18 protein-coding genes are annotated in these 19,850 nt (G+C 58.2%); 7 read left to right on the top strand and 11 right to left on the bottom strand.

The annotated features are described in order from the left end of the window. Nucleotides 1-100: 100 nt before the first annotated feature. Nucleotides 101-1,675, top strand: a complete 1,575-nt coding sequence (locus ACO06L_RS15150) for a methyl-accepting chemotaxis protein (RefSeq protein ID WP_202346380.1) — start codon at nucleotides 101-103, stop codon at nucleotides 1,673-1,675. 89 nt (nucleotides 1,676-1,764) lie between these two features. Further along, a complete protein-coding gene (locus ACO06L_RS15145; protein ID WP_202346379.1) occupies nucleotides 1,765-2,340 on the top strand; it encodes a hypothetical protein in 576 nt (191 codons plus the stop codon). Between the two features lie 108 nt (nucleotides 2,341-2,448). Here ACO06L_RS15145 and ACO06L_RS15140 read toward each other — a convergent pair whose 3' ends face one another. The 3 genes from ACO06L_RS15140 to ACO06L_RS15130 all read right to left on the bottom strand — a co-directional run bounded on the left by ACO06L_RS15140 (nucleotide 2,449) and on the right by ACO06L_RS15130 (nucleotide 6,611). After that, nucleotides 2,449-3,846: a sodium-dependent transporter gene (locus ACO06L_RS15140; protein ID WP_202346378.1), complete on the bottom strand. Its 1,398-nt coding sequence runs from the start codon at nucleotides 3,844-3,846 to the stop codon at nucleotides 2,449-2,451. A gap of 165 nt (nucleotides 3,847-4,011) precedes the next feature. Continuing rightward, the gene (locus ACO06L_RS15135; RefSeq protein WP_202346377.1) at nucleotides 4,012-5,586 is read right to left on the bottom strand and encodes a methyl-accepting chemotaxis protein; all 1,575 of its coding nucleotides are present in this window, start codon (nucleotides 5,584-5,586) and stop codon (nucleotides 4,012-4,014) included. A gap of 152 nt (nucleotides 5,587-5,738) precedes the next feature. Continuing rightward, entirely contained in the window at nucleotides 5,739-6,611 is an 873-nt protein-coding gene (locus ACO06L_RS15130; protein ID WP_064229272.1) for a carboxylate/amino acid/amine transporter, read from the bottom strand. Between the two features lie 85 nt (nucleotides 6,612-6,696). Between ACO06L_RS15130 and ACO06L_RS15125 the strand changes: the two genes are divergently transcribed. Then, nucleotides 6,697-8,118, top strand: coding sequence for an MATE family efflux transporter (locus ACO06L_RS15125; RefSeq protein ID WP_064229273.1), 1,422 nt, complete (start codon nucleotides 6,697-6,699; stop codon nucleotides 8,116-8,118). Here ACO06L_RS15125 and ACO06L_RS15120 read toward each other — a convergent pair. Further along, nucleotides 8,082-9,092: a GGDEF domain-containing protein gene (locus ACO06L_RS15120; RefSeq protein WP_064229274.1), complete on the bottom strand. Its 1,011-nt coding sequence runs from the start codon at nucleotides 9,090-9,092 to the stop codon at nucleotides 8,082-8,084. The two genes, ACO06L_RS15125 and ACO06L_RS15120, sit on opposite strands and share 37 nt — an antisense overlap. A gap of 276 nt (nucleotides 9,093-9,368) precedes the next feature. Between ACO06L_RS15120 and ACO06L_RS15115 the strand changes: the two genes are divergently transcribed. Continuing rightward, nucleotides 9,369-10,493, top strand: a complete 1,125-nt coding sequence (locus ACO06L_RS15115; protein WP_202346376.1) for an HD-GYP domain-containing protein — start codon at nucleotides 9,369-9,371, stop codon at nucleotides 10,491-10,493. A gap of 29 nt (nucleotides 10,494-10,522) precedes the next feature. Here ACO06L_RS15115 and fghA read toward each other — a convergent pair whose 3' ends face one another. Continuing rightward, a complete protein-coding gene (gene fghA / locus ACO06L_RS15110) occupies nucleotides 10,523-11,365 on the bottom strand; it encodes an S-formylglutathione hydrolase (protein ID WP_202346375.1) in 843 nt (280 codons plus the stop codon). Between the two features lie 29 nt (nucleotides 11,366-11,394). Further along, entirely contained in the window at nucleotides 11,395-11,826 is a 432-nt protein-coding gene (locus ACO06L_RS15105) for a CBS domain-containing protein (protein WP_202346374.1), read from the bottom strand. A 182-nt stretch (nucleotides 11,827-12,008) separates the two neighbouring features. On the opposite strand from ACO06L_RS15105, the gene ACO06L_RS15100 reads away from it, so the two are divergent. Both ACO06L_RS15100 and ACO06L_RS15095 read left to right on the top strand, forming a co-directional pair. Beyond that, nucleotides 12,009-13,370, top strand: a complete 1,362-nt coding sequence (locus ACO06L_RS15100; RefSeq protein ID WP_064229278.1) for an alanine/glycine:cation symporter family protein — start codon at nucleotides 12,009-12,011, stop codon at nucleotides 13,368-13,370. A 122-nt stretch (nucleotides 13,371-13,492) separates the two neighbouring features. Beyond that, a complete protein-coding gene (locus tag ACO06L_RS15095; protein WP_064229279.1) occupies nucleotides 13,493-14,146 on the top strand; it encodes a peroxiredoxin in 654 nt (217 codons plus the stop codon). Nucleotides 14,147-14,257: 111 nt separating this feature from the next. Here ACO06L_RS15095 and ACO06L_RS15090 read toward each other — a convergent pair whose 3' ends face one another. The 3 genes from ACO06L_RS15090 to ACO06L_RS15080 all read right to left on the bottom strand — a co-directional run bounded on the left by ACO06L_RS15090 (nucleotide 14,258) and on the right by ACO06L_RS15080 (nucleotide 16,901). Continuing rightward, nucleotides 14,258-15,040, bottom strand: a complete 783-nt coding sequence (locus tag ACO06L_RS15090) for a MetQ/NlpA family ABC transporter substrate-binding protein (RefSeq protein WP_202346373.1) — start codon at nucleotides 15,038-15,040, stop codon at nucleotides 14,258-14,260. A gap of 188 nt (nucleotides 15,041-15,228) precedes the next feature. Then, complete coding sequence (locus ACO06L_RS15085; RefSeq protein WP_202346372.1) at nucleotides 15,229-15,894, bottom strand: methionine ABC transporter permease; 666 nt, start codon at nucleotides 15,892-15,894, stop codon at nucleotides 15,229-15,231. After that, nucleotides 15,894-16,901 (bottom strand): methionine ABC transporter ATP-binding protein, encoded by a 1,008-nt coding sequence (locus tag ACO06L_RS15080; RefSeq protein WP_064229282.1) that lies wholly within the window; start codon nucleotides 16,899-16,901, stop codon nucleotides 15,894-15,896. Before ACO06L_RS15080 ends, ACO06L_RS15085 begins: the two co-directional genes overlap by 1 nt. Before the next feature lie 214 nt (nucleotides 16,902-17,115). On the opposite strand from ACO06L_RS15080, the gene ACO06L_RS15075 reads away from it, so the two are divergent. After that, a complete protein-coding gene (locus tag ACO06L_RS15075) occupies nucleotides 17,116-18,537 on the top strand; it encodes an HDOD domain-containing protein (RefSeq protein ID WP_202346371.1) in 1,422 nt (473 codons plus the stop codon). 7 nt (nucleotides 18,538-18,544) lie between these two features. Here ACO06L_RS15075 and ACO06L_RS15070 read toward each other — a convergent pair whose 3' ends face one another. Continuing rightward, nucleotides 18,545-19,246: an anti-sigma factor gene (locus ACO06L_RS15070; RefSeq protein WP_202346370.1), complete on the bottom strand. Its 702-nt coding sequence runs from the start codon at nucleotides 19,244-19,246 to the stop codon at nucleotides 18,545-18,547. Further along, entirely contained in the window at nucleotides 19,243-19,800 is a 558-nt protein-coding gene (locus ACO06L_RS15065) for a sigma-70 family RNA polymerase sigma factor (RefSeq protein WP_202346369.1), read from the bottom strand. The genes ACO06L_RS15070 and ACO06L_RS15065 overlap by 4 nt, the downstream gene beginning before the upstream one ends. Between the last annotated feature and the right edge of the window lie 50 nt (nucleotides 19,801-19,850).

Below are 19,850 nucleotides of genomic sequence, written 5' to 3'. Positions count from 1 at the left end.
AGATTCAAGTTGCAAAACCTGAAGCCGTTACATAACTCACTAATTACAAAAGACAAAAACATCGCGAATACTTCTATTAATCGGTACAGGAATTCCTTCCATGTCGTTGACCAGCACTATGAACAACCTTCCTGTGGGAAAAAAACTTGCAGGGAGTTTTGCATTTCTTGTGTTGCTGGCCGTAATTATTGCGGTAATCAGTATCCAGACTCTTAGTCAATACAACCAAAGGTCGCTAATCGTTGCGGCTGCCAGTTCGGCGGAATCCTCGCTTCTCGATGCCCGGGCGGACGAAAAGAACTTCCAGCTCAGACGGGATTCAAAATACATAGAACAGGCTAAATCCCTTGCGGACAATGCCGCCGCAACGGTGGCTCCGCTTAGAGAGGTGCTGGTGGTACCGGCCGACGATGAGCGAGTCGACAATATCATCGCGGGCGTTGACCAGTACAAGGCACTACTGGACGAGCTTGAAGACAATGTGAGCGCTCAACCGGAAATCGTGAATCGTATCGAGGACGAGATCCAGACCGTGGCCCGTGCAACCGTCAATACAGCTCTGGAACTGCAGGAAGTTCAGGTCCAACGAATGGAAGAGCAATACAGTTTCGCGGTGAAGGAGCTCATCGCAATCACCGCTGTAGCCGTGATTATAGCTGTTACCATTGCCTGGCTACTTACTAGGGCAATCGTCAGGCCGGTGAATGAGTCGGTCGAAATCGCCAACAAGGTAGCCTCGGGCGACCTCACAGTTGATGTACGCAGCGACAGGGGTGACGAGTTCGGCCAGTTACTGGCGGCATTTGGCGCAATGGTGACCAACCTCCGTGAACTGGTCCGTGAAATCGACACCGGCGCCAGCAGCATCGCATCGTCCTCAGAGGAACTCTCGACCGTCACCAATCAGACGAGCAAGGGCGTGGCAGAGCAGCAAAGCCAAACCGATCAGGTAGCTACCGCCATGAACGAAATGGTCGCGACGGTTAACGATGTGGCCAAGAGTGCAGAATCCGCGTTTCAGGCGGCCAACCACGCCAGCGAAAAATCCGTGAGCGGCGAAAAAGCAGTCAAGGAAACTCTCCACTTTGTTGCTGATCTGAACAAGCAAAGCGCCGAGGTCACCAAGCAGCTGAACAGCCTGCAGGCTGAAACCAACAATATCGGCACGGTGCTGGACGTGATCAAATCCGTCGCAGAGCAGACCAACCTGCTGGCCCTCAACGCGGCCATTGAAGCCGCCCGGGCCGGCGAACAGGGCCGTGGCTTTGCGGTAGTCGCTGATGAAGTCCGGTCACTGGCTCAGCGCACCCAGAGTTCCGCCACCGAGATCGAGACCCTGATCGGCAATCTGGTCAGCAGTGCGGAAACCTCCGTCAACAGCATGGAAACCGGCAACAGGCTCGCCGAGCAAACGCTGGAACGCGCGGAGGTTGCCGGCAGCACCATCCGCGAAATGGCCGAAGCCGTGGAAGAAATCCGGCAGTACAACAGCCAGATTGCTACAGCGGCGGAACAGCAAAGCTCTGTTGCAGAGGACATAAACCAGAACGTTACCCAGATTCGTGATGTGGGCGACCAGTCTGCAGCCTCTACTGAGCAGGTATCCGCTGCAAGTGAGGAGCTGGCCCGGCTTGCAGAGGGACTCAGCACACAGATTGCTCGTTTCAAGGTATGAGACAGGTTGCGAGTTGGGCAGTGTAAGCGCTAAATTCAAGGGGCATCCGGCATAGGGAAACCGGAAGCCCCCAACAAGGAGAGACGCTTATGCACCAAACACTACCTGCATCAATCCGTATCGCAGTTATCACTACGCTGTTTACGTTATTTTCGATGAACACTCAGGCTCAGGGCCTGTCCGACCAGACCATCTCATCGTTTATTGACAGCTTGAAAGCAGCAGAGCAGCTGAGCTCCGAATTTGAGGACCTGAGTAACGATATGGAGAGCCAGAACGATGGCACCATGCCAGACTTCTCCCGCATTTTCTCCGATTCGCTGAAGGAGCTGGAAGGTCACCAGGCCTATGGTCAGCTTGAGGATCTCGTGCAGAACCACGGCTTCAATAGCCTTGAAGACTGGGCTGCAACCGGCGACCGGATCTTCCAGGCCTGGATGGCCATCGAGATGGAGCAGCAGAATCCTGCCGCCCGTCAGGAGATGGACGCGGCCATGGCGGAAATTGAAAACAATCCCAACATGACCGCCGAGCAGAAGGCCCAGATGCGGGCCATGATGCAAAGCGCAATGGGTGCCATGGAGAGTGCCAGCAATGCGCCGCCAGCCGATGTAAAAGCTGTCCGCCCCCATGTTGAAGCCCTGAGGGAAGCAGGCAACTACTGAACTGACATCCCGGTTGCCAGGAAAACAAAAGCCCGACGGTTTAACCCGCCGGGCTTTTTTTGTGCGCGAGTTTGTGCCCGAGCAGCCATCAGGCCGCTCAGGCAGGCATCACGACATCAGGTTGTAAACAAACACGATGGCAACCGCGATAGGCGTGACGAACCGGATCAGGTTGTACCAGAGGGTAAAGGCTCCACCCTGCAGGGCCAGATCGGTTTTCAGCGATTCTTTGGCCACGAACCAGCCGACAAATACCGCCGTCAGCAAACCGGAAAGCGGCAGCAGCACGTTGGCCGTGAAGAAGTCCAGCAGGTCAAAGATGGTCTTGCCTTCGAAGCGCTCGAACATGGCGAGCGGCGCCACGTCGGCCCAGACGTTGAGCGACAGAATCGAGGCAATACCCAGTGCCCAGCACAGCACGCCTACCAGGATGGCACTACCCGTGCGGGCCAGGCTGGTCTTTTCCTCTACCCACTCAACCACCGGCTCCAGCAGGGAAATACCGGAGGTCCAGGCAGCGAACAGCAGCAGGATAAAGAACAGGGTGCCAAACAGGCCGCCCATGGGCATGTTGCCAAAGGCCAGCGGCAGGGTCTGGAAAATCAGTCCGGGGCCGGCACCGGCTTCCAGGCCATTGGCAAACACCACCGGGAAGATGGCCAGGCCAGCCAGAAGGGCGACCACCGTATCCATGATTGCCACGCTGACGGCCGTGCGGCCGATGGACACATCCCGCCCGAGGTAGGAACCGTAGGCCATCATGATGGCCATGCCCAGGCTGAGGGTAAAGAAAGCGTGACCGAGGGCGATCAGCACCCCGCTGAACGTGAGGGCACCAAAGTTCGGGGTGAACAGGAAGCTGACGGCCTCACCAAAATGCCCCGTCGTGGTGGCATATCCGACCGCCACCAGCAGCAGAATGAACAGGGCCGGCATCAGGATGGTGACCGCGCGCTCCAGACCGCCTTTCAGGCCCTGGGAAACCACCAGAATCACCAGTGCCATAAAGAGAGTGTGCCAAAGCAGCAACTGACCGGGACTGGCCAGCAGCCCCCCGAACAACTCACCGATGGAGTCTGCAGTACCGCCGGTAAAGTCACCCATGGCGGCATGCCCTACGTAGGACGCTGCCCAACCACCAATCACCGAATAAAAGGAGAGGATAACAAAAGCCGCAATCATCCCGATGATGGCAGAAATCCGCCAGCCCGGGGCACTGAGATTGCGCTCTGCCACAAGGCGCATACTGGTGATGGGGTTATGGCGGCCATTCCGGCCGATAAACACTTCCGCCATCATGATGGGAATACCGATTACTGCGATACACAGCAGGTAAACCAGCACGAAGGCGCCACCACCGTTCTCGCCGGTAACGTAGGGAAACTTCCAGATATTACCGAGACCGACAGCCGAACCGGTTGCCGCCAGAATAAACGCCAACCGGGAGGACCAGAGACCACGGGCGGCCCCTGAACCGTTGCCCGAAACCGAGTTGGACTGAGTCATGTTGTGTTCCTGTGCTTTTGGCTGAGGAATGTCTTAAAAAGGGATAGCCACGGCGTTGCCGGGGCAATTGGGGCGGGATTCTGCCAGCACTGGCGCGTCGATGCCAGTGCTGGCGCCCTCCCGAACCGGGTTGATTCAGCGGGAGGGCAAGGAAGAAAAAGCTAACTAGCCGTTTTTGCTGATAAACCTGGCGATCAGGTCTTTCAGGCCACGGGACATGGCGCTAAGCCGGTCGCTGCTCTGCTTGGCAGAGTCCGCCTGGGCGTCACTGTGATCGGCCAGCTCAGCGATGTTGGTGATCTGGCGATTGATCTCGTCAGACACCTGGCTCTGCTCCTCAAAGGCCGCAGACATACTGATAAAGCTGTCGGAAATGGTCTCGATCGACGTAACGATATCCTTCAGGGAGTTTTCGGCTTCCCGCACCTTCTCAAGCCCCTGACCAGCCACAGCCTCGCCATCGCGGGTTGCCTGGACTGCTGAATCCACCTGCTGGCGGAAGTCGTCGATAACGTTCTGGATCCGTACGGTAGATTCCCGAGTCCGACGGGCGAGTGAGCGCACTTCATCCGCCACCACCGCGAAACCGCGGCCCTGTTCGCCCGCCCGGGCCGCTTCAATGGCTGCGTTCAGAGCCAGCAGGTTGGTCTGCTCGGCAATCTCGGAAATCAGGTTGGCGGCCTCGCCAATGCTGTTGGTGGACTCACCCAGCTTGCTGATAGTTGCGCCAATCCCGTTTACACGGGTTACCAGTTCCTCGATGGCCACCAGCGCCTCGGCGCTCCGGTCGCTGCCAACACCGGCCAGGCGATTGGCCTCTTCGGCCTCCCGGGCATTGCTGGTAACCGACTCGGCCACCTCCTGGATCGAGGCGGTCATTTCATTAATGGCCGAGGCTGTCTGGTCAGTCTCCGCACGCTGCCGGGCAATGGCCGATGCACCGTCACTGATGTAGCCGTGAGAGGCTCTAGCCTGCTCGTAAAGCAGTTCCGCCTGGTCATCAATACGCGCCAGTGCCGTCCGAACCCGGGCCTCCTCACTCACCAACAACAGCGACAGCTGCGAGAACAGTCCTCGCTCGTCACTGTAGGTGCGGGCAACGATGGGATCGCGGAAGGCATCTGGCCGCAGGTCCAGCAGCCTGCGCAAGCGGGCAGCCAGGGAACTGAACACCAGGCCGAAACCCAGGGCGTGCCCCACAACGATCAAACCTGCCGCCAGCCAGGGCTGGTTGATCTGGAGGGCGCCAAGGCTGAGCACCAGAGATACCAGGAACGGCCAGCCGGAACGAAGCATCGACAACGCTCGGTTACTGAAGGATGAGGTCATTTTGCCGGCAGAAATCTTGCCATAAAGCCGCTCAGCCCGGGCAATCTGCTCGCGGGTTGGCTCGACCCGCACCGATTCGTACCCCACCATCTGGCCGTTCTCTCGAATCGGCGTAACGTAGGCACTTACCCAGTAATGGTCGCCGCTCTTTGCCCGGTTCTTGACCACACCCATCCAGGCCTTGCCGGCCTTCAGGTAATCCCACATATCCTTGAACACGGCCTGGGGCATGTCCGGATGCCGGATGATGTTGTGGGCCTGTCCAACAAGCTCTTCCCGGGAGAAACCGCTGATTTCCACAAACTCTTCGTTGCAGTAGGTGATCACCCCTCTCAGGTCCGTGGTAGTAATCAAACGCCCGCCTTTACGCATTTTGATTTCACGCTGGGTGACCGGGAGATTCTTACGCATAAACAGACCTTCTGACTCGGAGATGACCACGGGAATAGAAAAAGGCGCACAAGGGTAGCCCTCGACAAACATTATTGATATTCGTCAAAGGTTACCCTGCGTATGGAGAGTGTAACGGCAGAGGTCCGCGGAACCTTAGTGCGTGCAGGTACTTATGTTGAAACCGCCAGCCTGGCCCGGGGATGGAAACGCGCGTTGACCCAGAGGGAGAAAGCGATAACACCGCCCCCTACTGCCAGCCTCAGCAGATCGGCATCGCGGTTCCAGATCAGCAGGTTCACGATCAGGCCCGCAGGCACCAGCGCGTTGTTCATGATGGCCAGGGTGCCGGCATCAACCACACAGGCACCGCGGTTCCACAGGAACAGGCCGAGACCGGAGGCAGCAAGCCCCAGCCATGCCAGGATGCCCCACTGCACCGGGGTGGTCGGCAGCTTGTCGGCATTGCCAAAAATCAGGAAGGATGGCAGGGCTATGATCAGGGCACCGAAGAAGAAATAACCGAAGGTGCGGTAGGCAGGCATATCGGTGGCGTAGTGTTGCATCACATGCTTGTAACCCACCTGGCCGGCGGCAAAGGTAAAATTCGCCACCTGGAGCAACAGAAAGCCGGTGATGAAGTCCTCACTGAGCCCATCGTAGCGTATGATACCCGCCCCGACGGTAGCGATAGCCGCAGCCAGAAGCGCCACCGGAGAAAAGCGGCGGAACAGGGCGTCATCCAGCAGGGTCACGTAAAGCGGGGTGAAAATCGTGAACAGCAATACTTCCGGGACAGTCAGGTAGCTGAAAGACCGGTAAAGACACAGGTAGGTAATACCGAACTGCAACATGCCGGTTACAAGGATGCCAAGTTTCTGTCCGGAAGCCACGCCACGCCAGCGGGTGAACGGCAAAAACACCAGAGCACCGAGCAGAACACGGCTGAGCACCGCAAAATCGCTGTCCACCTGGCCGGCCAGAAATTCGCCGATCAGACTGAATGAAAACGCCCACAGAACGGTAACAAAAACCAGAAGTCCCATCGCCACTGCCATCTATTGTGATCAAGGCGCGTACTTTAACGGTTTTGGGAGAAACTTGCAGTGCAGAAACACCGGACAGCACCCCATGGATGAAACCCACCAGCCATTACCGGAACCCCGGCAGCCGCTGGTCGCCAGAACGCTAACCGAGTGGCGAACCCTCGCCATTCTGGGCGGGCCGATCCTGATTGCTCAGGTCGCCCAAATGGCCAACGGCGTGATCGATACCATCATGGCCGGCCACGCCAGTGCCGAGGATCTGGCAGCGGTGGGTATTGGCAGCAGTCTTTGGATGCCCCTGTTCCTGTTTTTCATGGGCATGCTGGGGGCACTGCAACCCATTATTTCCGGTTACAACGGTGCCCGGGAGGTTGGGAAAATCATGCCCGCCACCTGGCAGGGCCTGTATCTTGCCGCCTTCGGGTCCGTCATCATGATCCTGCTGCTGACCCATGTGCATCCGGTACTGGCGCTTCTGAACCTGGAGGCCAACACCGCCCGCATTACCCAGGGTTATCTGGACGCCTTTGCCTGGGGCATACCGGCTCTGCTGCTACTTACAGCGCTGCGCGGCCTGACCGATGGCCTCGGGCATACTCGCGTGATCATGGCGTTCTCTGTGCTCAGCACGCTGATCAACCTGCCCATGAACTACATCTTCATCTACGGCAAGCTGGGACTGCCAGCGATGGGCGGGGTCGGCTGTGGCTGGGCCACGTCCATTTCCAACGGCGTCGCGGCAGCGGCATTGCTGGTATACCTGAACCGCAGCCGGGTTTACCGTCAGTTCCACCTGATTTCCGATTGGGTAAAGCCGGATCTGGCAGGCATTCGCTACATCCTCGGCATCGGCGTGCCCATCGGCTTTACCATCTTCGTTGAGGCCAGCCTGTTCTCGGTGATCGCCCTGTTTCTCGCGCCCCTTGGCCCGGTTGTCGTCGCCGGCCACCAGATTGCCCTGAACGTGGTGTCTTTGCTGTTCATGCTGCCGTTGAGCATCGGCATGGCGCTGACTCTGCGGGTCAGCTTCCTGATGGGTGCCCGGGCGCCTGCAACTGCACGATTGATTTCACGCAGTTCGCTGATTCTCGCTGCTGCTACGGCACTGGTTTTTGCAATACTGCTGTTTGTGTTCTCCCGGGAGATCGCAGCACTCTACACCAGTGATACCGAGGTTCAGGCAGTCACTGTCAGGCTCCTGATGTTCGCGGCTCTGTTCCAGATTGCCGACGTGATCCAGGTAACCTGCATCAGCGCTTTGCGGGGCTACAAGGATACCCGCATACCGATGTTTATCATGCTGTTCTCATTCTGGGGCGTGGGCATGCCACTGGGGTATGTGCTGACTTTCATGGACTGGCTGGTGCCGGCCATGGGAGCTGCCGGCTTCTGGGTAGGTCTGACGGGCGGGCTGGCATCTGCCAGCATTCTGTTGGGATGGCGACTGTTCCTGTTTGCCCCGGATGGCAGTCAGGCTATATCGGCTGCCGGTTCCCGCGCCCCCTGAAGATCGGCAAATACGATCCGGTCTCGACCGGTTTCCTTGGCTTCGTATAGCGCGGTATCGGCCCGGGCCAGCCAATTATCGACACTTTCGCCATGCCGGAGTAGCGCCACACCGAATGAGGCGGTGACGGAACCACCGGGATGCTTCATGTACTTGCGCAGAACCTGTTGTAAATTATTCATCACTGCCTTGAGGCCAATGCCATCAACCCCTGGCAAAAGCAGCACAAACTCCTCACCGCCGTACCGGAACAGCTGGTCTGATTTGCGCGTGTTCTGTTTCAGCAGGGCCACCAGATCGGTCAGAACATCATCACCCACGCCGTGACCATGCTCATCGTTGATCTTCTTGAAATGATCGATATCCAGCAGCACCAGTGCGTAGGGCAGCCCCGTACGCTCGGCATCTGCTGCGGCCAGATCCAGCTCCTGATCCATTGAACGCCGGTTTTTGATGCCGGTGAGCGGATCAATCGTGGCCAGGTGTTCCAGACGCTCTCGCTGATCATGGTTCCTGTGGGCAAAGACATAGGCGCAGGCACTGACCACGAATGCTGTTGAGGCAAATGACCACATCTGAATGTCAGAGCGGAAAGCACCACCGTGAACCATCAGAGCTATGACCGAAGCCACATTCAGAAACACCGCGATACGGGGATTGGCGAGGAAGAAGGTCGTTACCAGACAGGGGTAAAGCCAGAAAAGCCCGGGTTCGCCCACCACGGCACCAACCGTTACCGCGCCGCTGCAAGCAATAACAGCAAGCACGAGGCCGCTTCGCCGGGTATCCCCACTGGCCCACGCGTATATGAGCGTGATAAGAATGCCAATAAGAATTGCCGTGTCGACAGAACCCGCAAGCGTATTACCCTGCATAAAGCGCATCGCAGCAAAAGGCGTAATGCCCAATATCGCGCTAGCACCCAACAAAGTAATGATCGACAACCTGAAATCGGTCTTAAGGCGATGGAGCATTCAGCGTTAGCTTCCGTCAAAAGTACTATTCTGAATTCCAGAATAGCTCAAGCAATTTGAATGATCGTTACAGGGCAACGATTCTTTACATATTCTCTATCAAAAAAGACAAAGTGTGAACGCCCGCTCATTTTTTGTTCCGAAGAACAGGGACAGCCGTTAAATCAGGTAAAACCTCACGGTTTCCTATTCACAGACTCGTTCGCTCCAGTGGAGCCCCAACCGCATTCGGGGTTACACTGACTACATAACTAACCTGTACCCGAGACACCTGATTTGACCGAACTTGTCCGAATCGCTCCCGGCGCGCTAACCATCGGCCGGCCCCTGCCCTGGAACGTCTATGATGCAGACGGCAATGTCCTTCTGCGCCAGGGCTATGTGATTCAGACCAATTCCCAGCTGGAACAGCTGTTCGAGCGGGGCCGGTTCAAGCCCCGCAAGATCGAGCGCCCCCAGGAGGAGGTCTTCGAGGACAACCGGGAGCGCAATCCATTTTCTGACTACCCGGATTTGCTGCACTCCCTCGAAGCAACCCTGAACGCCATTACCGAATCAGACCCCTCGGCACAGAAACGCCTGTTGGGACTGGCCCGGATGATCGAACGCACCTGCACCGAATCACCGGAAGCCAGCCTGGCACTGGTCCATCTTTACTCCATCGGGCCGGTCATTCACGAGCAAATCCTGTTTTACGCCATTCTGTGCCAGTTCATCGGCAGGCAGTTCGGGCTGGAAGACAACCGGGTTGCCGTACTCACCGCTGCTGCCCTCACCGCCAATCTTGCCCTGGTGCCCATTGCCGACAAGCTCAATGCCTCCAATACGGTCCTGAACGACGAGCAACGGGGGGTGATTCGCAAACATCCCCAACGCAGCATTCAGGCCCTAAAGGCCGCAGGCATCGACAACAAGCTGCTGCTCACCATCATCGCCCAGCATCATGAGCAGGCCGACGGCAGCGGCTATCCCAAGGGCCTCAGTGGCACTGAAATACGCCCGGAAGCGGAAATCCTGGCCCTGGCGGAGCGCTACGTTGCAATGATCACCAAACGTGCCTACCGGCAGCGCATGAACGTGGCCAACGCTCGCAAGCTGATTGCCAACCTTGCCGACGGCAAGTTTCGGCCTGCCATACCAAAGGCCCTGCTGCAGGTTCTGGGCGAGTTCCCGCCCGGCATTCTGGTACGCCTGGAAAATAACGAGGTGGGCGTGGTTACCCGGCGGCCGGTGCGGGCCCGGGGGCCCTTCGTGAAAGCTATTTTCGGTCCCCGGGGCAACCGTTACACCGGCACCTTCGAGCGCGACACCAGCGAGCCGGACTTTGGCATCCAGTCCCTGGAAGAGCCTGAAATCATGCCCTCCATGGACTTCAGTCTGGTCTGGGGTTTCCGCTCCTGACCGTCGTTACTCTCCAATAGACCCACAGCTCACAGGCCCAGCGCTTTGGCGTGATGATCGAGATGATCATCTATAAACGAGGCGATGAAGAAATAGCTGTGATCGTAGCCCCGGTGCATGCGCAGGTTAATGTGATGGTGGAATTTCTCACAGGTATCCGCCAGAACATCCGGGTTCAACTGGCTGTCCAGAAACTCGTCTGCAGTGCCTTGGTCCACCAGTAGCGGCAACCGCTCGCGAGCGGTGGGAATGAGCAGCGTGGCATCCCATTCCTCCCAACTGCGGGGATCGTCTCCCAGATAGCCCCGGAAGGCTTTCTGGCCCCAGGGGCATTCCGTGGGGTTGGCGATGGGCGCAAATGCCGACACCGAAGCATAGCGGCCGGGGTTCTTCAGGGCGCAAATCAGGGCGCCGTGGCCGCCCATGGAATGGCCACTGACAGAGCGTTTGTCTGTTACTGGCAACTCATTCTCGACCAACTGCGGCAATTCCTTCACCACATAGTCGTACATCCGGTAATGGGGTGCCCAGGGTTGCTCGGTGGCGTTGATGTAGAAACCGGCTCCCGAGCCAAAGTCGTAGCTGTCATCCTCGCCCGGCAGGTTCACCCCACGGGGGCTGGTGTCCGGACAGACAATCGCCATACCCAGTTGCGCAGCCCGCTTCAGGGCGCCGGCTTTCTGCATGAAGTTCTGGTCGGTGCAGGTCAGCCCCGATAACCAATAGAGGACCGGCACCTTGCCCGGCCTGGAGCCCACAGCCACGGGCGGCAGATACACCGCAAACTCCATGTCGCATTCGAGGGTAGCGGAGGTATGCCGGTAGCGGCGGTGCTCGCCTTCGAAACAGACGTTCGTGGATAGGAGTTCCATAGTGTCCTCAATTTCAGGAAAAGTGTGTTTCAGTCCAAGGCACTGGAGTGCTTTGGCGGCTCCAGACCAAAACCGGTACGTGCCAGCTCGGCCAGGATAGCTGTACGCGTGACTATACCAATCAGTTTGTCGTGATCCACAACAGGGTACACCTTTGGCTTGCCCGCACCGAGGTTCTGGGCGAGATCCACCACTGACATCTCTGCCGAAATAGTGACCGGTTTCCGGAACATGACATCGTCAACGAGCGGGTCGCCCTCGCGGTGATAGCCGCTGACCAGGAGGGCATGAATGCAGTCCTGCTCGGAGATAAAACCGATGACATGGCGGTGGTCATCAACAACCGGCAGGCCGGTTACGTGGTTGTGGAGCAGCATCTTCACCACTTTGGTGAGCTGCGTGCCACAACGGATCGGCTCGATGTGGTTCCACATGACATCTGACACTTTCAGTGAACGCATGGGCAGAATCCCTCCCCTTGTTGGATGGTCGCCATTGCTATGAGCATAGGCAATCACACCCGAATCCACCACTTTTCCCGGACCATCGGTTTACACGGAAAAATATCTGACTAAACTCAACCGGTTATACCCAACCCGGGTCAAAAATCCAAACCAATCCATGGCAGACAGAGGGAGATCCCATGGAAGCTATTTCTGAATTCGTAGGGCAGATAAACGGACTGGTCTGGGGCCCACCCATGCTGGTTCTGATACTGGGCGTGGGGCTGTTCCTCAGCCTCGGCCTCAAGCTGATGCCGGTGCTGAAGCTGGGCGCCGGCTTCCGGCTGATGTGGAAAGGTCGTACTGCCGCCGGTGCCGAATCCGAGGGTGAGATCCCGCCGTTCCAGGCCTTGATGACAGCCCTTTCCGCCACGGTTGGCACAGGTAACATTGCCGGCGTTGCAACAGCGGTGTTCCTGGGTGGCCCCGGGGCCCTCTTCTGGATGTGGCTTACGGCCCTGGTGGGCATGGCCACCAAGTACTCTGAGGCAGTGCTGGCAGTGCGTTACCGGGAGGTAGACGAGCGCGGCGACCACGTCGGTGGCCCCATGTACTACATCCGTAACGGGCTGGGCCGCAAATGGGCCTGGCTTGGCGTGCTGTTTGCCGTCTTTGCAGCCATTGCCGGCTTCGGCATCGGCAACACCGTTCAGGCCAACTCGGTGGCCGATGTCATGGAGACCAATTTCGGACTGCCGCACTGGCTGACCGGCCTGGTTCTCATGGTTCTGGTGGGTATGGTCCTGATCGGAGGCATCCGAAGGATTGGCCATGTTGCCAGCGCCCTGGTGCCGCTGATGGCCGTTTCCTACCTGATCGCCGGGCTTGTGGTGCTGGCGATTAACGCCGCCGACATCCCTGCCGCCTTTTCCCTGGTGATCAAGCATGCTTTCAGTCCTATCGCCGCCGAAGGTGGCTTTGCCGGCGCAGCCGTCTGGGCAGCAATCCGCTTCGGGGTGGCCCGCGGCATCTTCTCCAACGAAGCCGGCCTGGGCTCTGCCCCCATTGCCCACGCCGCCGCACAAACCCGGAACCCGATCAATCAGGGCATGGTGGCCATGCTCGGCACCTTCATTGATACCATCATTATCTGCACCATCACTGGCCTTGTGATTATCACATCCGGCACCTGGACCTCCGGGGAATCCGGCGCGGCATTGACGTCCATGGCGTTCCAGGAGGCGCTTCCCGGCGTTGGCAACTATCTTGTAGCTATTGCCCTGGCAGTATTTGCATTTACCACCATCCTCGGTTGGTCATTCTATGGGGAGCGCTGTATTGAGTTCCTGTTCGGCGTAAAGGCCATAGTGCCATACCGCGTTGCATGGATTCTGGCCATCCCGGTGGGCGCCACCCTCAATCTGGGCTTCGTCTGGCTGGTGGCGGATACCCTGAATGCCATGATGGCTCTGCCAAACCTGATTGCCTTGCTGATGCTGAGCCCGGTTGTGTTCAAGCTTACCCGGGAGCACTTTGAGAAAGAGAAGGCATTGGGGGTTTGAACCCCTTGTAATTGCCTCATCTGGCACCAAGGTTTGTCGTATACACTCAGAACACAACCCGGCAGTTTTCGGGCCGGAATAACAAACGAAATTGTCACTACCATGATCGAAGGAGAGTACACATGACTTTACGTCTCGGAGATACCGCACCCGATTTTGAGCAGGACTCCAGTGAAGGGAAGATTTCGTTTTACGACTGGCTGGGCGACAGCTGGGGTGTATTGTTTTCACACCCGGCGGATTTCACCCCGGTCTGCACCACGGAGCTGGGCCTGACCGCCAAACTGAAAGACGAGTTCGCCAAGCGCGGCGTGAAGGCCATCGCCCTGAGTGTTGATCCGGTCGATTCCCACCACGAGTGGATCAAGGACATCAACGAAACCCAGGGTTGCTCGGTGAACTTTCCGATCATCGCGGACCACGACCGCAAGGTGTCGCAGCTGTACGACATGATTCACCCGAATGCCGACAGCAGCCTTACCGTGCGCTCGCTGTTCGTGATCGACCCGAACAAGAAAGTACGGCTGATGATTACCTACCCGGCCAGCACCGGTCGGAACTTCAATGAAGTTCTGCGGGTAATCGATTCGCTGCAGTTGACCGACGAGCACAAGGTCGCCACCCCGGGCAACTGGGAACGTGGCGGTGACGTAGTCATCGTTCCGTCCCTGCAGGATGAGGATGAAATCAAGCAGCGCTTCCCGAAAGGCTATAAGGCGGTGAAATCCTACCTGCGGATGACACCGGACCCGAAAGCCAACTGGAGCGGTGACTGATCACCAGCCTCCAGGCCAAATAAAAAGGCCGGGCAGCTTAACAGCTGTCCGGCCTTTTTTGTGGAAGTGGGCTCAGATGAACGTTTTCATCTGACCCCGATACTTCAGTTATCAGAATGCCGGAACAACGGCACCTTCATACTTCTCCATGATGAAGTCTCGAACCGCGTCAGACTTCAGCGCCGCAGCCAGCTTCTGCATGGCTTCGCTGTCCTTGTTGTCCGGACGTGCCACCAGGATATTCACGTAGGGTGACTCGGAGCCTTCGATCACCAGCGCATCTTCAGACGGGTTCAATCCAGCTTCCAGCGCATAGTTGGTGTTGATCAGCGCCAGGTCCACCTGGTTCAGGATACGGGGCAGGGTGGCTGCTTCCAGTTCTTTGAAGTCCAGGTTTTTCGGGTTATGGGCAATATCACGGGGTGTCGCAGTGATCTTGTTCTCGTCCTTCAGGGTGATCACACCGGCCTTCTGCAGGAGCAGCAGTGCACGGCCACCGTTGGTGGGATCGTTCGGAATGGCAACTACGGCACCTTCTTTCAGCTCGTCCAGCGAATCGATCTTGCTGGAGTAGGCGCCAAACGGCTCAACGTGAACGCCGGTCACGGTTACCAGGTTGGTACCACGGCCTTCGTTGAACTCGTCCAGGTACGGCTGGTGCTGGAAGAAGTTGGCGTCCATCCGCTTCTGGTCCACCTGGATATTCGGCTGGATGTAATCGGTGAATACCTTCACGTCCAGTTCCACGCCCTGTTCCGCCAGCTGTGGCTTCACAAACTCAAGGATCTCTGCGTGGGGAACCGGTGTGGCGGCCACGGAAAGTTCTTCGGCAGCAACGGCGCCGGAGAAAGTGGCTGCTGCAGCCAGTGCTGCAAGTGTTTTCTTCAGATTCATAGATCGATTCTCCTATTGGATATCTTGAACGAATGAATTCGGGTTGGGAGTACGGCCTGCGGTCGGTCGGAGTCCCCTTCCGAAAAACGCCCGTAAATACGTCCCTGTAGGGCTCGGTCGCGCCATCCCTGGCGCTCCACGTTTTCGGAAGGAGCTTCAGACCGCCCGCCAGCCTATACCCAGCTTTTCTATTTTCGGCTGAAATACAGCACGAGACGGTCGCCGACCATCTGTAGAACTTGGACAAAAATAACCAGTAGCGCGACTGTAATGACCATAACGTCCGTCTGGAATCGTTGATAGCCGAAGCGGATGGCCAGGTCGCCCAAACCACCGCCACCAATAACGCCGGACATGGCCGCATAGGACACCAGAGTGATCGCGGTAACCGTGATACCGGCAATGATGCCTGGCAGCGCTTCCGGTAACAGAGCTCCGAAGATGATCTGTTTAACGCTCGCACCCATCGCCTGGGTAGCTTCGATGATGCCGCGGTCCACTTCCCGCAGGGAGGTTTCCACCAGTCGGGCGAAGAACGGTGCACCGCCAGCCACCAATGGCGGAATCGCGCCGGCCACGCCCAATGATGTACCGATCAGCATTACGGTAAACGGGATCATTACGATCAGCAGGATGATGAACGGCACAGAACGGAGCACGTTCACCACGAACGACAGCACCGCATAGGCCACCGGCTGTTCCAGCAGCTGGCGTTTGCCGAACAGGAACAGCAGGACACCGATCGGCAGGCCGATCAGGACACTGAACAGCAGGGACATACCCACCATTACCAGGGTATCCCAGCTGGCCCAGCCGATTTCGCTCCAGTCTACATTACTCAACAGGGCTTCCATCAGCGCAGCACCTCCACGTGAACGTCGGCGGCTTTCAGCGCCTGCATGGCCACCTCGAGATCACCGCCCACCAGTGACAGGGTCAGCTGGCCGTAGGGTGTGTCCTTGATGTGGTCGATTCGGCCGGAGAGGATGCTGAAATCCACGCCGGATTCCCGGGCGACGCTGCCCAAAAGGGGCTTGTAGGTGGATTCGCCCTTGAACGTCAGGCGCAGGATCCGGCCGTCGGCTTTGCTCAGGTCTTCCTGCAGTTCGTCCCGGTCAATGCTCTCGCTTTCGAATACGAAGTCCCGGGTGGTCGGGTGTTTCGGGTGCAGGAACACCTCGCTGACCGGCCCCATTTCCACCACCTCACCGGCGTCCATAACAGCAACCCGGTCGCAGACGCGGCGTACCACGTCCATTTCATGGGTGATCAGGACGATGGTCAGACCCAGTTCACGGTTGATGTCCGCCAGCAGCTTCAGAACCGACTGAGTGGTTTGCGGGTCCAGGGCGCTGGTGGCTTCGTCGCAGAGCAGGATCGTAGGCCGGCACGCGAGCGCGCGGGCAATGCCCACTCGCTGTTTCTGGCCGCCGGAGAGCTGCGACGGGTATTTGTTGGCGTGGTCGGTAAGGCTGACCCGGGCCAGCAGTTCTTCGACGCGATCCCGGATTTCGGTCTTCGAGTAGATGCCTGCCAGCTTCATGGGGAAGGCAATGTTGTCCGCCACGGTCTTCGACGACAGCAGGTTGAAGTGCTGGAAGATCATTCCCACTTTGCGGCGAAAAGCGCGAAGCTCGGCGGCGTTGTAGTCGGTGATGTTCTCGTCATCGATCAGAATTCGGCCGCCGGTGGGTGGTTCCAGCAGATTGATCAGACGCACCAGCGTCGATTTGCCGGCGCCGGAATGGCCAACGATGCCGAATACCTCGCCGGTTTCAATGGTCATATCGGTGGGATGCAGCGCGGGGATCGCCCGGCCGCCTACCTGATACGACTTCTGTACCTGGTCAAATACAATCACGGTCAGCGCCTTGTGGGTGCAGCGTTAAAACCGGCGATTATAGCCCAAACGGTCGACAAACCCGAATTCCGGAATGATTCTCAGTGTGGGTAGATATCCCTACACAAACGGTTACCTGACACCGGACACCCCACTGAACTAAACTTGGATCACAAAAGAACCTTACATTTCCCCGGAGCTCTTTCAGAGACGCGCTGCCCAGAGACTCACCAACGTGACCGACGAAAAACAACCAACGCCCTCAAGGATGAACTCCACCCAGGCATGGGTTACCTATCTCAGCAAAGTCGAGCTGCCGGTACTGGCCAATACGCTTCGACGCATTAATGAGCTGACCGATAGCCAGAACAGCACAGTCAACGAGCTGGCCAACGTGATTCTCAACGATGCCCAGCTCACCTCCCAGGTTCTGCGGCTGTCCAATACCGTGTTCTACAACCAGACCCGAACCCAGGTCAGCACGGTTAGCCGGGCTATCACCCTGATCGGCTTCGACGCGGTGAAGTCCATGGCGATTTCCTCACTGATCGTCGACACCCTGCTGAAACGGAACGACCGTCCCCACCTTTTGCGCTGCCTGGCCCGGGCGATCCATGCCGCTGTCCAGGCCCGGTGTCTGATGCCGAAACGCAACGAGACCGCGCTTGAAGAGGTGTTTATCGGAGCGCTGCTGATGAACATCGGCGAGCTGGCCTTCTGGTCCTGCGAAACCGATCAGGCCTCAGAACTGGAAGAGCGCCTGCGGCTTGAGGAGCCGCCGGTTGAAGCCCAGAAGGCCGTGCTGCACTCAACCTTTACCGAAATCACCCGGGGCCTTGTGGATGCCTGGTCCCTGGGGCCTTTTATCAAGGATGTTGTCTCGCCGGGGCAGGCCATCTCCATGGCCTCCAGCCTGGTGCGCAATTCCGTGGATATGGCCCGACTATCCGAGCAGGGCTGGAGCGGTCCGGACATGGACAAGGTGCTGGAACGCCTGGGCAAGGACATCGGTGAGAGCCCGGCCGTGGTTCGAGACCAGCTGAAGGTGAATGCCTCGGAAGCGACTCGCGTTGCGGTCTCTCTGGGCATTCCACAGGTTACCGCCATGATGCCGGGTGCCGAGGGCAAATTAGGCGACACCGGAGCAAAGGCTCCGGACATGGATGCGGAACTTCAGCTGGAAATCCTGCGTGAATTAAGCCATTGCCTGGCCGAGAAACCCGACATCAACGAGGTTTGCCAGTTGGTGATAGAGGGAATCCACCGGGCAATCGGTATGCAGCGGGTGGCTCTGTTAATGAGTGACCGCACCGGCAACGAACTGGTGCCCCGAAAACTCGGCGGTCGCGGCACCGAGGAATGGCGTCAGCACTTCGTTATCCCCAAGGACGGCACCGGGCCACTGGGTTCGCTTCTGCCCCATGCCCACTGCAGCATCTACGAACCCAATCCAAACTCCGAAGGCGTGGCTTATGATCGGTGGCTCGGCAAAGTACCTGCGCTGATTGGTCCAATCAAGGCAAACGGCCGGCTGATCGGTCTGTTCTATGCTGACAATGCGGCCGGCGCCTACGTGCCCTCAAAAGAGCAGTTATCAGCGTTCGGCCACTTTATTCAGAACGCGCAGCTGTGCCTGACCTTACTCTCTACCCATTAGCATCCACTCAGAGCTCGTAGAGCCTGGTGACATGCAGAATCGGCCCGGTTGGGGATCCTGTCGGTGAACCGCCTTCGGGTTCAAGACTGATCGCCAGGGTCCGGCTGCGGGTCAAAGAGCTTTGGGCTTCATCCGACAGCGCCACCTCATGAGTGTCACCCGCCGGGAGGACCCCGAGAGAGAGTGGCTCACCATCCTCCGGAACAACCCAGAGCTCATAATCCTTGCCTGACTCGGCGGTGCCTGCGGCAACAGAGCGCAATTTCAGCAGGTTGCCACCACCGGTTTCACTCAACAGCCACAGCGGATCGCCCATATCGGCCTTGATGATTGCTCCGGCCAACAAGGGTCGCTCCACACCCGGGGACGGCTGCTGCAGCAACAGAACCGCGAAAAGAACCGCCGCAGCGGTTGCCATCAAGCCCCAGCCTGGCCAGAACCAACCGGCTTTTGCTGAGGACGCCGCTGTGGTTGTGGCCTGTTCCGGCCACAACCGCCTCTGGATGTCTGACCATACGCGGGGCGGTGGGGTTTCCTGCGGTGTGGCCGTCGATAACGCGCCCAACTGCTGCTCCCAGAACCAGACTTCCTGGCGTACCCGGCCTGACTCCATCATCCATCCTTCAAAGCGGAGACGGGCAGGGCCTTCGAGGGATCCCAGAACATATTCCGCGGCAAGCATTTCTACGCGTTCAGGTGATTTTCTCATCGTTCAAGACACCTCTTAAGCGCCATAAGTCCCCTTCGGATCCAGCTCTTCACGGTGCCTACCGGAGAGTTCAGGGTTTCCGACAGCTCATCGTGAGTGAAGCCCCGGTAATAGGCGAGCAGGATGCTGTCCCGCTGCACATCGCTGAGTTCTTCCAGGCAGCCGGTCAGCTGGGCCGAACCGGAGGTGCGCAACGAATCGTCCAGAGGTCCAGCACGCCTGTCCTCAACCTGTTCAAGGTGCTCATCGCCGGCCGTCTGCCGCACTTTCCGGGCGCGCATCAGATCGAGAGTGCGGTACCGGGCAATGGTCATCATCCAGGCCAGCGGCGCACCCCGGTCGCGGTGGTATTCGCCAGCGTGATGCCAGATCTGGATGAAGCTCTCCTGCATCGCTTCTTCCGCAAGCTCTCGATGGTTCGCCAGTTTGACGCAAAGGCCGAACATTCTCGCCGCCACCTGGCTGTAGAGTTGTTGGAACGCTTGTCGGTCCTTCCTCGCCACGGAACGCAAAAGCCGCAACAACTCGTCCTGATTTACCTCGACAGAAGCCATAAACACCCTCGTTGTTATGGTTAATGCCCCAGGTACGGGCGCACGCGAGC

It is taken from the genome of Marinobacter sp. (assembly GCF_965229985.1).
GTDB lineage: Bacteria > Pseudomonadota > Gammaproteobacteria > Pseudomonadales > Oleiphilaceae > Marinobacter.
Note: the sequence above shows the minus strand (reverse complement) of the source record. Positions and strands in the feature narration are given on the sequence as shown.